The organism is Pedobacter sp. R20-19 (assembly GCF_000708265.2).
Lineage (GTDB): Bacteria > Bacteroidota > Bacteroidia > Sphingobacteriales > Sphingobacteriaceae > Pedobacter.
On the sequence record NZ_JCKI01000006.1, the window covers coordinates 70055 to 86605 of the forward strand.

The 16551-nt window shown below is 34.6% G+C and carries 17 protein-coding genes; 1 reads left to right on the forward strand and 16 read right to left on the reverse strand.

From position 1 onward, the window contains the following. Position 1 precedes the first annotated feature (1 nt). Positions 2-967 carry an AraC family transcriptional regulator gene (locus tag AN34_RS14490; protein WP_197285529.1) on the reverse strand — a complete coding sequence of 322 codons (966 nt, stop codon included), beginning with the start codon at positions 965-967 and terminating at the stop codon, positions 2-4. A gap of 44 nt (positions 968-1011) precedes the next feature. Between AN34_RS14490 and AN34_RS21785 the strand changes: the two genes are divergently transcribed. Then, a complete protein-coding gene (locus AN34_RS21785; RefSeq protein WP_197285530.1) occupies positions 1012-1188 on the forward strand; it encodes a hypothetical protein in 177 nt (58 codons plus the stop codon). A gap of 212 nt (positions 1189-1400) precedes the next feature. Here the strand turns inward: AN34_RS21785 and AN34_RS14495 are convergent, their stop codons facing one another. The 15 genes from AN34_RS14495 to AN34_RS14565 form a co-directional block, all read right to left on the reverse strand. Next, on the reverse strand, positions 1401-1952 hold the full coding sequence (locus AN34_RS14495) for a WcaF family extracellular polysaccharide biosynthesis acetyltransferase (RefSeq protein ID WP_029286628.1): 552 nt from the start codon (positions 1950-1952) through the stop codon (positions 1401-1403). A gap of 131 nt (positions 1953-2083) precedes the next feature. Further along, positions 2084-2710, reverse strand: a complete 627-nt coding sequence (gene xrtY, locus AN34_RS14500) for an exosortase Y (protein WP_036677302.1) — start codon at positions 2708-2710, stop codon at positions 2084-2086. Continuing rightward, positions 2673-3527, reverse strand: a complete 855-nt coding sequence (locus AN34_RS14505; protein WP_029286630.1) for a glycosyltransferase family 2 protein — start codon at positions 3525-3527, stop codon at positions 2673-2675. Before AN34_RS14505 ends, xrtY begins: the two co-directional genes overlap by 38 nt. Then, the gene (locus AN34_RS14510) at positions 3524-4714 is read right to left on the reverse strand and encodes an XrtY-associated glycosyltransferase XYAG1 (protein WP_029286632.1); all 1191 of its coding nucleotides are present in this window, start codon (positions 4712-4714) and stop codon (positions 3524-3526) included. Before AN34_RS14510 ends, AN34_RS14505 begins: the two co-directional genes overlap by 4 nt. 4 nt (positions 4715-4718) lie before the next feature. After that, complete coding sequence (locus tag AN34_RS14515; protein WP_051666585.1) at positions 4719-6125, reverse strand: exosortase Y-associated Wzy-like protein; 1407 nt, start codon at positions 6123-6125, stop codon at positions 4719-4721. Beyond that, on the reverse strand, positions 6118-7284 hold the full coding sequence (locus AN34_RS14520) for a glycosyltransferase family 4 protein (RefSeq protein ID WP_029286634.1): 1167 nt from the start codon (positions 7282-7284) through the stop codon (positions 6118-6120). The genes AN34_RS14515 and AN34_RS14520 overlap by 8 nt, the downstream gene beginning before the upstream one ends. 6 nt (positions 7285-7290) lie before the next feature. Further along, the gene (locus AN34_RS14525; protein ID WP_029286636.1) at positions 7291-8583 is read right to left on the reverse strand and encodes a glycosyltransferase; all 1293 of its coding nucleotides are present in this window, start codon (positions 8581-8583) and stop codon (positions 7291-7293) included. Continuing rightward, entirely contained in the window at positions 8584-9309 is a 726-nt protein-coding gene (locus AN34_RS14530; RefSeq protein ID WP_029286637.1) for a hypothetical protein, read from the reverse strand. It lies immediately after the preceding gene. A 54-nt stretch (positions 9310-9363) separates the two neighbouring features. Then, positions 9364-10569 (reverse strand): hypothetical protein, encoded by a 1206-nt coding sequence (locus AN34_RS14535; protein ID WP_029286639.1) that lies wholly within the window; start codon positions 10567-10569, stop codon positions 9364-9366. Next, a complete protein-coding gene (locus AN34_RS14540; protein ID WP_029286640.1) occupies positions 10569-11822 on the reverse strand; it encodes a glycosyltransferase family 4 protein in 1254 nt (417 codons plus the stop codon). Before AN34_RS14540 ends, AN34_RS14535 begins: the two co-directional genes overlap by 1 nt. Continuing rightward, the gene (locus AN34_RS14545) at positions 11803-12855 is read right to left on the reverse strand and encodes a glycosyltransferase family 4 protein (RefSeq protein WP_029286641.1); all 1053 of its coding nucleotides are present in this window, start codon (positions 12853-12855) and stop codon (positions 11803-11805) included. Before AN34_RS14545 ends, AN34_RS14540 begins: the two co-directional genes overlap by 20 nt. Next, positions 12833-13828, reverse strand: coding sequence for an acyltransferase (locus AN34_RS14550; protein ID WP_029286642.1), 996 nt, complete (start codon positions 13826-13828; stop codon positions 12833-12835). Before AN34_RS14550 ends, AN34_RS14545 begins: the two co-directional genes overlap by 23 nt. Before the next feature lie 17 nt (positions 13829-13845). Then, the gene (locus AN34_RS14555; protein ID WP_197285532.1) at positions 13846-14577 is read right to left on the reverse strand and encodes a hypothetical protein; all 732 of its coding nucleotides are present in this window, start codon (positions 14575-14577) and stop codon (positions 13846-13848) included. A 47-nt stretch (positions 14578-14624) separates the two neighbouring features. Continuing rightward, positions 14625-15566, reverse strand: a complete 942-nt coding sequence (locus AN34_RS14560) for a glycosyltransferase family A protein (RefSeq protein WP_029286645.1) — start codon at positions 15564-15566, stop codon at positions 14625-14627. A gap of 97 nt (positions 15567-15663) precedes the next feature. Then, positions 15664-16542 (reverse strand): glycosyl transferase, encoded by an 879-nt coding sequence (locus AN34_RS14565; protein ID WP_157263321.1) that lies wholly within the window; start codon positions 16540-16542, stop codon positions 15664-15666. Positions 16543-16551: the final 9 nt, after the last annotated feature.

A 16551-nucleotide genomic window follows, 5' to 3' on the forward strand; every position in this document is an offset into this window, starting at 1 on the left:
ATTAGTCTAAGGGAGATGGATCAATCTGGCCTTTTAAAAAATAATTAGTGGGCATCACACCTTTCTCTTTTTTAAATGCATTATAAAACGTAGCCTGACTTTTAAAGCCAGATTCCTTTGCCAGGGCTTCAATGGTTTTTTTCTCACGCTGAAGGGGGTACTCCTTTAAAAAATGCGCTATACGATAACTATTAATCCAGTCTCTAAAATTTTTCCCAATATGATTATTGATTACATGTGAGCAATGATGAACTGGTATGTTAACCAAATTAGCTACATCTATAATCTGTAGATCTGGCTGAAGATAAAGTTGCTGTATCTCCATTACATTTTTAATCAATACTGCATAAAGTGAGATTTGTTGAATGGGTAAATTCATTTTCTTCTGGGTAAGCACTGTAACCTCTGGTGGAATAATCTTGAGCGGTAATTGGTTATCAGTTGATAGGGGCATCGGAACAGGATGCTTATTGGGTATATCTTTTTGATTCCAATCAGTGGAAACCAATAGGTAACCATAAAAAAAATGTGGATGATGAAGCGCATACAGGAGCATAACCAAAAGCGTAGCACAGTTTAAAATAATAAAAAATGAATTGTAAATGGGAATGTTCATACTCCTTAATACAATGGGAATTAGACCTGTTAACTGGAAAAACGTAGCTAAGCGAAGAAGAAACAAAATCCAGTTTTTGCCAGGATCATTTATATTAACCTGATCATTAATTTTAGACCGGATAACCATGTACCAGCTAAGGGTAAGGTAGCTTATAATAAGAAGTGGCCTTCCAGCATACTGAAAATAGGGTGGAAACAACCCATTTTTAGCTTGTAATGAAAGATATCCGTTTTCATTAAATTGACTGGCAATGGTATTCCAATCCAATGGTGTGATATATGGCCATGGTATAACGTGGATAATAGCAAGTGCTGACGGTAGGAAATGTAACAGTTCTATTCTGCCCAAAGTTCTCCTGTTGTGTATAAAACCAGTAATATACAGATAAAAGCATGCTGGTGCAGCAAAATAAAGCGGTAGAAAGATTTGAAAAAGCAGAGGCAACGTATCTTGATGACCTGACATCATCAGGAGTGAGGTTAAAACTTGCCCAAACCGTGCAAAAAATAAAGCTGCCAACAACATGTTTTGTCTTTTGTTTCCTTTCTTTGCGAAAAGCAAATGCATAGAAAATAAAAGAAGAAAAAAACACGTAGTGCCAACGAGGAAGTTTAACAGCTGCATATTTTTAATCTAAGTTAAGGGTTTGTAGTTAACTTGTATGATATACTTCAATTATTTTAGCTAAACACCTCTTAGCTAAAATTTCATTCATTGAGCTTATTTTTTAAACAAAAAAAGTCACTATTATGCGACTTTTTTTTAAGTGTGTTAAACGATTTTAGTGAAGTATCCTTGCCCTGATTTTTACTGCGGGATTTCCCTGGTAAATGCTGTATGCCTCAAGATCACCTATGGCTACACTACCCATGCTAAGTACCGCGTGGGTATTAAATGTTATTCCCGGACATACTGCGGCCCTTGCACCGATCCATGCGCCATCCTTTAAAATGATAGGTGAGGTTATTAAATCAAAGCTTGTTTTTTTATAGTTATGGTTGCCCGTCATTAGCATGGCTTGCTGAGATATACAACAATGCTGACCAATTTTTACCCAATCCAGGTTTTCAATATAACAATCTGCCAGCCAGGAATAATCGCCAACTTCCAGTTTCCAGGGATATTTAATATGTATGCCTGGCTTAATACGAACATCCTTACCAATTTTAGCACCGAATGCCTGGAGTAAAAAAACGAGCACACTGCTGATGGGGATGATCTTGCTTTTAAAGAAAAAAACATCAGTAAAATACCAAAGCAATTGCTTCAAACCTGAAGCCCCGATTTGAAAATTACCGGTGTTGAAATTTTTATGTAACTCTGTTTTTAACAAAACTTTTTATTTAAATTTTTTAAAGGTTAAAGCCTAAAGCGAAAAGATTAAAGCAAAAAGCCTAAAGTGAAAAGACAAAAGCTAAATGTAAACAACTAATTATTAGTATCATACCTAACCCATCTAAACTACTAACCCTCTAACTCCTTCTTCGTATTCTTCCTGATCCAGATATAAAGCATGATAAATATAATGATATAGACAATCACATTGAAGATTTCATGATGGTATTCAAAATAGTTACGCTGGCTCTGGAAGTAACCAAATAGTAATCCCAAGCCCGCTATTCTCAGGATGTTTAAAACATAAATGGTAATTAGCCCAATAAATAGCATCTTAAAGGTTGATTTCCATGGTGCAGGGAAAGCGAGTACAAAAGCTGTTAAAAAACTCATCACACCTAAACCCAGGCAAGAGTAATTAATTCTTAAGTAGGGCCCGTTAATGACTAAAACGTCCATTTCATTGTGAATGGCGTAGAAACCAAATAATTTGATGATCCATACAGCAGGTTTAATCAGTGCTGTTTTTAAACCTTGAATATAATCAAAGTGTTCGGCTATGTAGGGATTGTAAAATCGCCCGGTAGGGGTCATTACACTAAACATGAACAAGTTTCCCTGACTAAACAGAATATACAGGATAAATAATATCACAATGAACTTGATGGCTTTCCTGTCTGCTTGTTTTTTGGCTTCTTTAGCGGTAGTGTCGTTCATGTTACTGAATGATTTGTTTGTTTGTTTTACGAAGTTCATAAATTTTGGCATCAATCAAGAATCGAAACCAAAAGCACTGTAAAAAATGGAAGATCAATCCTCGTTTTCCATCCAAAAAACCAAAACGGAAGAAATAACGAACCAGAAAGTAAAGAACAGGTCTTACAAAAAGTGGGAGCTTTTCATACAGGTTTTTAAAATACCTTCTTCTTTGCATTGCATCCCCTTTTAATTTTCCTATAATGGTTTCAGTAGAAGAATTTGCGCTGTTGAATTGCTGGATAGATTCCAGTGTTGACCATTTGTCATGTCTTAATGTAAAAGTGCTCAGAGATTCGGTAATTAAGTCAATTACGTCACCTTTAAGTTTAATCGTGTTGCCTTCTACCAAATAATGCTGATCATATAGTTTTTGTTCACATTGTCCTTTTCCTAACCTGAATGCCATGGCATGATAAGTAGGGTAGTGGCCGCCGTATTTAATCCATTTGCCCATGAACATGGTTTTTCTACTGGCTAAAAATCCATTTATATTTTCTAATTTTCCATTACTCAGATGATGGTGAACTTCAGCTTTAAATTCGTCTGTTAACCGCTGATCTGCATCCAGGTTCAAAACCCATTCTGTTTGTATAGGGAGGTTTTTTAATGACCAGTTGCGCTGCAGACTATAATTTTCGAAAGGGTGCTGAAAAATTTGTACAGGATATCTGGTTAGGATTTGCAACGTTTGATCTGTTGAACCAGAATCTACGATGAAGATTTGTGCTGCAAAGTCTTTTACACTTTCTAAGCAGTCAACAATATTGTTTTCTTCGTTAAAGGTTAGAATAATGACCGTGATTGGACTTTTCAATTTGCCGTGTCTTTATAAAGGTATAAATATTGTTGAACCAGAACAGCGTCTTTAAAATCATTGGCGATCATAATAGGTGCTTGTTTGCGAATCAGATTTAATTTTTCAGCATCTAAAATAGCCTCAGATATGGTTTTAAGTATATCGTTGGGATTTAAGGTAGTAATCCATCCCAATTGTTTTGTTTTAACATATGAAGATAAGCCAACCTGATCTGATATTAAAACCGAAGTACCAACACTCAGGCTTTCGATTATTACATTCGCAAAATTCTCATTATAGGATGTCAATACTAGTAAATCGTGTTGCGCTAACAATTTAAATTTTTCATTATTGGAAACTTGGCCAACCCATTGAATTTGGTCATCGATTTTTAAGATAATTGCTTGCTTTTTTAAACTTGCGATGTATTCGTCTAATCCTGTACCGGCAATGGTTAACGTAAATGGCATTTGAATCTTAGCCAAAGCATTGAAAAGTAGAGGCAGGCCCTTTTTTTCTTCAATCCGTGATAGAAAGATAATTTTAAACTTGTCAATCAACCCCAAATTTTCCTTATTCATATTTGATTCATCCGAATTGGATAGATCACTTGGAATATTTACCAGATTGTGAATAATCGTTATCGTTTTAGGTTGAATAATGGATTGGATATTTTCTTTTTCCTGTGTACTGGTGGCGTGGATATGGCAATATTCTAAAAGGTGTTTTCCAATCAGGCGATGAAAAAGACTTTTGATACTGGCATGTCGGTTATTTTGACTGTAATTGGTGAGCATTCCTCTAGGTGAAAGCACTACAGGAATATTGTACCACTTAGCAATAAGGCAACTTAATACTGAAACCAGATTCCACCAGGCGTGAATATGAATAATGATTTGTTCGTTTTTTTGCTGAGCCTGTTTAAGTGCTTTTTGTAGGCCTAACAATAAGTCGGGAGAAAAATGACTGTGGTCTTTTGTCCATCTTTCAAAATAGGTTACCCTAACTCCATCAATCATTAGCGGTTTCTTTGTTTCTACAGGAAGTTCATTTTTACCATTAGCGGTTGTGGTGAAAACTTCCAGATCGATATGCTGTTGATGTGTATCCGAAATGGTGGCTTCACAGAGTTTTCCTACACTTTGGATCGGTCCTCCATAAATATAGGCGGGTTTGTAGGAAGCTGTGATGTGAATAATTTTCAACAGGCTAATTGGTTTTATAAAGGATTGCTTTAGCTTTGAAAACCATTTGAAAAATCATCATGGTGATTAAACTCCAGAAAACAGCATTAGCGAGAAACTCAAAACTGTTTCCCCGCCACAGAATTTGAAATAGCCCCGCAAACATCACCGCCGTTCCCATAAAATAGCCACCAAACATTCGTTCTGCAAGTGCAGAAATATGCTGGGCTACATATCCATATAAAAACAGGCCAATCCAGATGCCAATACCTCCGTAAGAAAGATAACAATCTACAATGAAAGCTGGCTTGGCAGAAACAATACTTTCTCTGTCTACTACCCGTGCAGCATACACCCTATCCATTACCAACTGTTCCACATCAGGTTTTCCAGGCCAGAATGCTCTTGGAATAATGGTTTGTAGTGCGTTTTTGATCAGGTTTGTTTTGTAATAGGGGATATAATAAGGGGTAGACTGTGTATATTTAATAAACATATTGATCTCAGACAACCTACCAGTTAAAAAGACCCAGTTATCTTCCTGCAAATCATCCGTTAGGTTATCATTATTTAAGATTCTATCAATACTTTTATTTCTGGCCACGGTGGCATCAGCCCCTTCAGATGAGAGTTCCCTAAAGTTTCCTATAAAGGTAGGCAATACAAAAAATAATAAGATCAAGACTGGAATCAGCACAGGCAGTACCTTTTTGCCATAAACAGGTAGGAGAAAAACGCCCAGGAGCAATACGCAAACAATTATAGGTTCTTTAAAACCAGAACTTAGGGCCGACATCATGTTTAATATAAATAGTCCGGTTGATGCGAGAAGGTTAACTCTTTTATTTTCCCGAATCGCAAAGGCAAGTGCAATACTACCGGCTACAAAACTTAATCCATTTAATTGAATACTAAATTGGTTTAAGCCGCCCATTTTAGAGAATAAATAGCCTAAGGGTAAGCATATTACGGAGATACCCAATAACAAATTACTCATAGATGGTGCGTAAATACGGTATTTCTTTTCTTGTGGGTAATTCATTCCTGCAAGAATACCATGAATCAGTGCGGCATGCCCCAGTACATAATAACGCTGGCAGAGGGCAACCGATTTATAAACATCATCCGATAAAAAATCATTATTCCCAACATAGCTGAAATATTCATAGCCGAGTGCATTAACATAATAAAATATGGAGGTACATGCCATATAACCAGCAAATATTACATGCAAAAAAAATACTGGTCTTAATAGTTGTTCAAATAGGGGTAAGTCATTTGGAAGTTTTTTAATAATTCCCTTAAAACACACCCAAAAGATAAAGAATGATCCAAACCATGCAATGAGATAGGAGCTATGTGGTGATGAACGCAGGGCTACACTAAGCAGGTAGGGTATATATAACAGAATGTAGTAGATGTGCTTAGTCATTTAATGTTTTAATCAATACGTTAACCTGTTGTTCAAATGTCCAGTTCTCAATAATTTCTTTACTTACCAGTCCCATAGCAAGTAAACTTTCCCGATGTTTACATAAAAACTGGAGTTTATTTTTTAGGTCAGTTAAATCTCCGGAAGTGAATGTATCTCCATTTTTATTTTTTAAGATAAGGTCTGTTGCACTGCCTACTTTATCTGAAGCCAAAATGGCTTTCCCGGCAGCCATGGCTTCATTAATGGCTAAACCCCAGGTTTCTCCTGGTCCTTGCGAAGGTAAACAGAATAAATCGCAAGCCTGGTAAACTGCGGGCATTTGGCTTTGATTCTGAAAATCCATGAAATGAACCTTCTGCAATTTATCTTTTTTATGATGCAACTGCGCACTTGCTTTTAATTGCACTTCCAGTTCTCCATTTCCAACAAATAATAGGTGCGTGTTTGCTAATGTAATTTCAGCAAATGCTTTCAGTAGGAGCAACGGATTTTTTTTAGATTCCAATTTGCCCGCAAAGAGAATTAATACTTCATCATTTTTTATGTTGAGATGTTCTCTGATGTTTTCTGAGGCTTGTTTTGGTGCAGTTGAAAATCTTTCATTATCTACGGCATGGGGTGCAAAAACAAGTTTTGTTTCATTCAAACCGAAGGCTTTATAATAAGCCTTGTTGGCACTGGCCACATAAAATGCCAAATCAATGTGCTGATATACCCAAATTAAGAATAATTTCCTTAGTATTTTGCGTACCCTGCTGGTTTCATCTAAAAGGTTGGAATCTCCTCTGAACCAGATTGGGATTTTACCTTTAAAATACCGCATTGCAGCCAAATGGCTTTGATAAGCCCAGCCGTAAATTAAAATCGCATCAGGCTGAAAGGCTTTAATGTTTTCAATCAATTTTGGGTTAACGATGCCTTTATAATGGTGTGATCCTGGATCTTTTGCGGTATTTTCCTGAAATTCGAAAGGATAGCCTTCCAATAATGGAATATCCCATTGAATATGCTTGTTAAAATCTGGATCGTATTTTGATGCTGCGCCTTTCTCTCCCCATGTATAAAATACTCTTAATCGGCATGCTTTTGCCAGTTGCTGATAAACGGGTACGTAATATTGGATAGGGTGGGTGACGATGATGGCTAGCGACTTCAATTAATATTATGTTTTTTGATTAGCAATCACCCTATTAAACAAATCACACTGCTTTGTGGTCAGATTTTTAGCTGTATACAGTTCAAATGCAGACCAATCAGTGGCTGAATTTTTCTTTCCTGAAAGAATCAAATATAATTCATGGCTAATTTTATCAATTGTTAAATCTTCATCGCTTAACGAAAACACCACTCCAGCTTCACATTCTTTAATGATATTGGCAGCACTGCTTTCTGGATGGAAAAATGCCAATAAAGGTTTTTCTGCTAAAATATAAGGATATAATTTTGATGCGGTATATTGTTGATCATTCGACCCAATCACAACCAAACCATCTGCATTTAAAAGAGTGAAAATACCTTGAAAATAGGGGATGCGGTCTGTTTGTTCTTCCACATATGCCGAAATACCCATGGCATCGGCTATGGGCATGATCGTTTGAATGCCGGTACCGAAAGGAGCATAACTTGTGCCAATAAAATGAAACCTAAGCTTGCTGAAATGCTCGTATTGATCTGCCAAACCTTTTTTAAAGCCTTTGAATAATAAAGTTAAGGCTTCTTTCATATCGTTACCACCTCTGCCTACATAAACCAAATGCGTTAGACCATCTGTTTTACGAAATGGCAACTCAAACTTATACTGTTTTTTTTGAACCAGCTCGAAGTCTTTTTGGCAAGCACCAAAGGTAATCACTTGTTGGGGCAATGATTTTAATCGTGGATAACGTTTATTCAATGTATCCAGATAAGCCTGTGAAACACTAATTAAACCATCAACATGGTTCATTGCGATAGGTTCCAGATTTTTGTCTAAACGAGATGAAAACCAATATTTTGCAGGCCTTTCTGCTTTTGGCTTATCTTCATAATACATAGAATACCAAGGGTCTTGCATATCCACAACGTATGGAATACTAAATTTTTTCTTCCAATAGGCACCGAGAATTAATACAGGGAATTGTGTAGTGCTAAAATAGATGAGGTCGAATTTTTCTGCCTTAAGGATTTGATTAACTTTTTTCTTGTATAACCATAGCGAGCGCAATGCAATGCTTCCTAAGCCAAATTTGCTCGTCAACTTTTTTGATAATGCCTTTACCTGATGGATTTTTACATTTGAGGGTATATTCGCACTTAAAAGCACATCAGTTTGAAGATCCGTATATTTCTGGGCTACCATCACCACAGTGGGTTCCCACCCAAATTCAGCAAAATAAGGCACGCTCATCCTAATTCTTTGCATATCTGCTGCATTAACTGGAGCAAAATAAGGGGAGATAATAAGGAGTTTTTTCAATTATTTAAAGATTCTTGAAAAGAATTTAGGGTACGTCCCTCTAATTAAATGGAGGCCATAAGCATTGGAAATTTTAGTCTTGTTTTTATTTGAAAAAGGAGACAATAAGCTTGCATAATAACTTAATCTATAGGTTTTGCTACTCATCCATTTATACCAACCTTGATCATTAATAAAATAGTCTAATATTGGTTGATAATTCCATTTGTAACTTAATTCATATATTCTTTCCTCTCTGAAAACAATATCATTGAGTATTCCTTGATCGTGAGGTCCCCATATCCCTTTTCCGCTGCCATCTTCGCATCTGTAAGGATATTCACCTTTTTCATATGCTTTATCCAATAAATGAAGACCACTCTTGTCTACAACAATAAAACCAGTGTTTGCTGTCCATAAAACATGATTGGCCTCGGTGTGCCTTTGCTCAGCATCTTTACATAAACCAATAAAGCCGTCAGGAACTTGTTCCATTTCAGGTGCATTTGTACTCATCAGAAGATCATCATCAATAATGATATATTTATCGAAGTTTGGAAGTATTTTGTGAACTTGTAATTTATTGAAATGTGGAGCTCGATCTAATGGGTTATAACCTGTTTTTAATAAAATACTGCTATAATTGAATTTAGTAGCCCATTCAGCAAGCCTTGGGAATGTGAAGTTAGTTAGGCTAGTTCTATCGCCTATAGATACCATTACAACTATCGTATTGGAGACTTTCATTTATCTTTAGTTTTATCAGATATTAAAATTTATGTGAAGAAGATATCGTTCTTTTCAATTAATAACCAAATTAATATTTGTCAAAATTTTTTGCTGTTCCATCTCCCAGTTATATTTTGATTTAGCTAGAAAATATGCATTTTTTCGATAATTATTTAACAACGCTCTGTCGTTAAATAATCGGGATATAACATGTGCCAATGCATTCACATTTCCTATTGGATATAGCTCACCGATATGTTTATTTTCTTCTAAAAATTGGTGCTGTGCTTTAGTATTGGAAGCAATGATTGCAAGACCAGCGATAAGGTAAGTGAAGATTTTATTAGTTAAACAGATATCTCTATTTATTGGTGTATTTAGTTCCAGCGCTAGTCCTAAATCAAATTTAGCTGCTAATTTAAATATCTGGTCTGCAGATATGGGTTCATAGTATTTAATTTCAAAATTAGCAAACTTATCAAAGTAATTTGCATCTTCAGTTGCTAGATTACCTAATAAATGTAACTCAACTAAGGGATTATTTATCTGATTTAGAGCTTTGATCACATCCTCCAAACCTCGATTTTTGCCTATCGTTTGTGAGAACCAAAACAGTCGTAGTTTTGAGTTTATATTATTATTAAATTCAGGCTGATATTTGATCTCAAACACATTATTAATTACGATAGGATATAAACCTTGGTATAGTTGTTTATAGGCCTCACTAATTAGGGGACTTGCTGTGGTGATATAATCTGCTTTATTTAAATATTCGTCTTCAATAGATTTTTTTAATCTGACATCAGCATCATTTTGATTATCAGTAACCTCATGTCTGTGGAAATCTTCTGCATCGAAGCCGCATTTCATTTGATTCTTTTTTGCTGCGTTTACAGCGACAGGTAAAGCACCTAAGTTATGAGCAATGTACAGATCTGCGTTAGCTTTTATTGCTACTTTGAGTTGCCAGACATAGTTTCGGTTGATCAGAAGATTTGTGGTTTTGATTATAGGATTAATCCATTTGGCAAACCTTTGGATTATGGCTGTTTTAAGCTTTAACGTTTTATTTATTGGTGTCCATAATAATTGATCGTATGTCCAATTAGGGTGTGCATCTAAAATCTTCCTGTCTTCTGCTATCAAGTATTCCATATACTGAGTAAAAACAATATGAACCTGGTATCCGGCATTGCTTAATGAAGTTGCCTCTTTTATTAATCTTGGATTAGAAGAAATATGCCCGGGAGTAATTAGACAGACTTTTTTAGATTGCATTATAACTTTTTGCGGTTCACTTTATATAACGCATTTACTTTTTGATTGAGCAGGTAGCGGTAATCAGGCCATTGCCAACGATGAGCGCTCAATAATGCTGCAGCACTTATTTTATCTAACTCAACACCGTCGTTTACAATTGCTTTCATTTGGCCAATCAAGGCATTCAAATCACCGGCAGGTATGATCCAGCCATTTTTATCATGCTCAATGATATCAGGTCCTGCGCTATTTTCTGTGGTGATTACTGGAGTACCCTGCGACATAGATTCCGTAATGACCATGCCAAATCCATCTGCCAGTGTTGGTAGAACAAAAATATCTGCTTCACTATATAGTGCCAGAAGTTCATCATGTGGAATGGTATTTTTTATTACTACTTTCCCTGGTAAATTCATTCTCAATTGTTCCGGAAGCTGCATTTTCCCAACCAACCATAATTCAGCTTCAACTGCTTTGAAGTCGCAGATTTTCCAGGCTTCATATAATATGTGACTACCTTTCCTCAATGATTGATTTCCAGCGTACAAGAACTTTATCGGTTCGTTATTATTTCTATTTCTAATTCTGTCTATCGGTATGGGAAAGGCCAGTGGTATGACGGTTATTTTTTCTTCTTTAATTCCAGCGAGTATCAGTGTCTTTTTAGTGAAAGAAGAATTACAGAGAATTGTATCAGCAAGTCTAAGTTCTTCATCTCTTCTTTTATTTCTTTGCATTGCTTTACCGTTGACCAATATACTGGTATCCTCATTTTTAAGATCTGGATAACTCGAAAACTGCTGATGTGCAATGCTGGTAAAAAAAGTATGGTGCTGGCTAAGTTGTTCATAAATTGTATAAATTCCATGTTCTTTAGCCTTTTTTAAAGTAGCTAGCGCACAATGTTCATAAGTATGAATGATATCTATTTTTTTTACATCTATTTTTCTAGCCACCCACCGATCAAATGATAATTCTGCATAGTGCCAGATGGCATCTGTTATTTTTGTATTCAGTTTTCTGGCAGATATACTTCTTACTATTTCGGGTAGCGGTTTACTTTCAAAGTACGCTATTGGTATGTTATTGAATGATCTCTTTTTTATCTCTTTCTTCAACCCTGGAATCTTCGATAACAAGATAGAGAGTTTGTTTACTGGATGTGAAAAGAAAGTAGTGTAAAAAGTAGTTAAATGCCCATTCTCAAAGTAGGCCGTGACATTCTGTTTAACATGCGGTGCTACTGACGGGTTAGCTATTGAAATCTTCATTATTGATAAGTTTGGAATAAAGACTCAAGTATTGGCTAATAATTACCTGAGCGGAAAATCTTTGCTCAGCATCATTACGAACTGTTTTTCGATCAATTGTTTCTACAGATTTAACAGCCATGATCATTTCTTCTAATGTATCACATTTAAATCCATTTACACCGTTAATGATCACTTCAGGTACTGAGCCTTTATTAAAACCAATTACTGGTGTACCACAAGCCATGGCTTCTGCCATTACTATACCAAAAGGTTCATTCCATTCTATGGGCATGAGAAACGCCAGCGCAGCGCCTAAAAGATTATTTTTTTGTTCATCATTCACAGGTCCGATGTAGGTAATTTTTTCAGATAAATGGGGTTTGATCTTTAGTTCGAAATAATCGCTGTACTCATCAGGAACATTTCCTGCGATAACTAGCTTTTTTTCAGTAGCCAGTGCCAATTGGATTGCAATATGAGTTCCTTTAATAGGTTCTATTCTACCTAAAAAAACCAATGGTGCATCTGCTGAAATCTCATCGTTAAAATGATAAACTGCTAAATTTACACCATTAAAAACGGTATAGGCAGGGGAATAGGGTGATATTTGATTACTAATGTAAGCGCTACAACCTGTAAAAGCTAACGAATTATGTCGCGACAATTTTTTTGCCTTTTTTACCTGGCTAATGGTAGGCTCTCTTTGATAACTCATTATTTTAAGTGTACGAAAAGGCAATTGTGGTAAAAGATAAATCAGCCTTCCAAAACTGTGGATCACATCATATCTATTACTGAATAGTTCCCTATTGATTAAAAATGAGTTCTTCAAAATGTCTGAAAAACGCGTACAGGTTTCCCCCCTATAGGCAAAAAGTTTCGCTGATGTCTTGGAATCGGCATGTGCAAACAAACTTACCTCATGGCCTAAGTTGACATAGCCTTCTATTAACATCGCAATAATCCGCTCAATACCGCCATACAGAAGGGGTGGAACGGGCAGTTCCGGATCGGCTATTAAGGCTATTTTAAGCGGCGTGGTTTTGGGCATATTTAATTTTTTTTGAAAAGCTGATCGCTGGCTTTTCAAAAATCAGGTAGAAAAAATGTGCAAATAATATTGACAATGTAAATGCGATCAAAAACAAAAAGTATCGACTTAATTCCGTGTGAAAGAATCTTAAACCTAAATTGATTATTTTGCCTCCAATTGTAACATGTGTTAAATAAAGCGAAAAAGAAATATTAGAGAAAAATTTTATAACTGCATTTATTTTAGTCCAGAAAAGCAGTATTAAAAAACAAATAGAACTTGCAAGCAACACAGCTGTCCCTAAGAAAATATATATATGAAGTAAGGTGATGGTGCTGAGTAGAAAAAAGACTTTTAAGCTTATAAGTTGCTTTTTTTTATAAAAAAAAGTTATTATACCAATTGCAAATACGGATAAATTCGGAAAAATAATATCCATATTGTTAATTTTTGGTAATGAACTTAAGATCAATAATATTATAAGATAAAAAACAACTTTGTAGGTGTTTTTTATATACATGAAGCTTATTGCAATTAATAAATAAAATTGTATTTCTAACCCCAGAGTCCAATAAACTACATTCAAATAATTACCTAATCCTAGATTAGTAAGGAAGAAAATATTTGCAAATAGATCAATAATACTCAAATGATTTTCAATATCAGTAATGTAATGAGAGATTGAATTAAGTATAACTACCAGCAATATCGAAATCAGATATGCTGGATAAATTCTTACAACTCGCTTAGCTAAAAATGATTTAATATTAAAATAATTATAATTAGGAGGCAATGAATAACATATGACATATCCTGACAATATGAAAAAAATTTCTACACCTAAATATCCAAAACTAGTTATTGTCGTAAACACCGATTTATTAACTAATAAAGCCTGATTACCAAGAGATAAATGAAAAATAGTAACAGAAACCGCAGCAAAAGCACGCATTAAATGAACTTCATTTAAATCTTTATTATTGACTTTCAATTGTAGATAAAGTTATCTTATAGATATTTATGCTTAAAATTCTTAATCTTCTGAATTAGGAAAGCAAGACTTCTTTTTGGAATTTGTTTAACTAATGTACACTGCAGTCTTTTTCTAAAAAAAATAGCTTCTTGATAATTAAGTATTTCAATCGCTTGTGGATTTATAAATCTACTTTTGGAATAGCCATCTCTAACACTTGGCCATCTGTATTTTGCAATAATATGCTCAGATTGAGGTTTCAAAAATTCAAATTGCCATGGTGAATTAATTTTCGCTTCGCTAGCCAATTGGCAAAGTTTTATTAAATAAGACACATTAATTAACCCTGCACCTATTTGAGTAAAATATTTATAGTCTCTTTCTGTTTTCCTAAAGAGTTCTGAATTAATTTTTAAATTGTAATCATATTCATTATCATAATGGGGGAAATATAAATATTTCCATTTTTCCATCAGAAAAGCCATTTCGATTTTTTTTATTTTTTGCTCATCAATTTTTGTTAGCGGTAAAAGATCATCTAATATCAAATAAACGTAATCAATTTCTGGGTTATTTTTTTTAAATGATAGAATTCCTTCATGAAGTATCTTTATCCATGAATAGTGAGCAGGAAATCTGTAAATCTCTTTTGCGAAGGCATTAATTTTTTTGCTTTGTAGTTTATCATCACTAATAATATAAATATTTCCATGATTGGGCCAAGTATAGGATAATAATTCTATTGAAGATGTAAGTAAAGATTCCATCTTGTGAAATGTTGGAATCAAAATTGGAATCTTATTAGATTCTGATGTCATTTTAAACCGATCAAATTTTTACTAAATTTTACTAATTTCCATCCAAAAAAAATAATAAGTATCTTAGTTTTACCGCCAGCTGGAAATGGAAAATTGGCACCTCCAAGCTGTTTAATTTTGATTTTTGCTTCTGTTATTAGTACTGAATGGTGTGGATATGTTTCATAAATAAAACTCATTAACAAATTTGCACAAGCTTTATTGACTGAAATATCATCAGGATATTTAGTTAGTGCTAAATCAATACCGAATGTTAGACTTCTATAGAGAGAGATGTAAGCTAATTTTCCCTTTCGAGAAGATAATCCATTAATTCCTGATCTGTAATGAAAAGTACTCAAGTCATTATACCTGATGAAGTTGCATTGGCTGAAGATTTGTGAAAAAAATTGGAAATCATCATTTAGTGATAGTGATTCATCCCACTTAATAGAATGGTTTATTAAGTTTCTGGGGATTAATATTCTACCAGGGCATGTCATAGAATTATTATTATCCCAATAGTTTAAAATCCATTCTCTAAAATCTAGATCTTTCTGTATTTGTTGTTGATTGATTTCTATCTCAATGACATCATTATTAATAAATCTCCCCCATTTACAAACCACAACATCAGTTTCTGAATTTAACTTACTAAGTTGGGTTTCTAAAAAATTGGTTGGAATCCAATCATCAGCATCAAAGAAGATAATGTATTTTCCTATTGCTAACGATAATGCCTGATTTCTTGCAGCAGCAGCGCCTTGGTGATCGGCATGTATTAAACAAATTCTTTGATCTTGAATTTGTTTAATAATGTTAATAGTTTGATCGGTAGAATGATCATCAACAATAATAATTTCAAAATTCGAATAAGCTTGATTTAATATGGATTCAATCGTGAATCTGATGAAAGGTTCAGCATTATAAGCAGGAATGCAAAAAGAAACTAGTTCCAAATTGTATAGAAATAATTGAATTTTTGTTTAACAAAGTCAGTGGTTAGTGAAAATACGCTTAAATGCATTAGACAAAAAGCTATGTTATAGTATTAGCCTATGTATGATGAAAATCTAAATGTTTCCATGCTTCCGTGAAATATTCTCTCTTTGATAAGTCAACATAATGCCCCAATATTTTTAGTTGTTCTTTCCCATGTTCTGGATTCACAAGATAACTTTCAGGATTCAGAATCGATCTTTTCTGTTTGGCAATAATCATCGCAGATAAAGCCTGCTCTAAGAAGTAAGACGCACCTTCAGTTTCTTCTAACGTTTTAGCCCAATGTTCTAAGGCCATCCAGTTGATTGCATTCGAATTCATACCGATAGCACCAACATTAACCAGTTCTGGTATTTCTACCTGGCAAAGCGACTCCATTAGTTGCCTAGTAAATCCATAAGATTCTTCGCAATCAATCATATATAAGCTGCCAACCGGATCTTTTAGCCAACTGATTATTTCTATAGGGTCGTTCCAGAATAGCATATCAGAATCTAAAACCAATTTGTAGGGGTTATCAACAATGGTATGAATATCAGTTAGTTTTTTAAGGTGTGGATACACTTTCCGCTTGTAGTGCAAATAAGGAAAATCTTTAATAGGTAACTTCGATTCCAGGTTGATATCTACTTCTTCTTTGGTTATAATTTTTACACCAGGCATTTGTTTATTTGCCTGATCAGTTAATTCCTGATCAAAGCTTCCATCATCTATTAATATAAACTGAAAAGGGTTTTTTGAAATTTTAGTCAAAGAAAGTGCACAAAATAAAGTCTGGTAAAGATAATTCTGGCCAGTTAAAAAATAAATTTTATACCCTCCAGATGTTGAAATAACATGAGGAAGGTAAAGGCTGGCTTTGATCATTTCTTTCTTCCCTGCCAACATTTTTCTATAACTTACTATTCCACCGAAACGTTGAATTGTCTTCAATTTTGATAT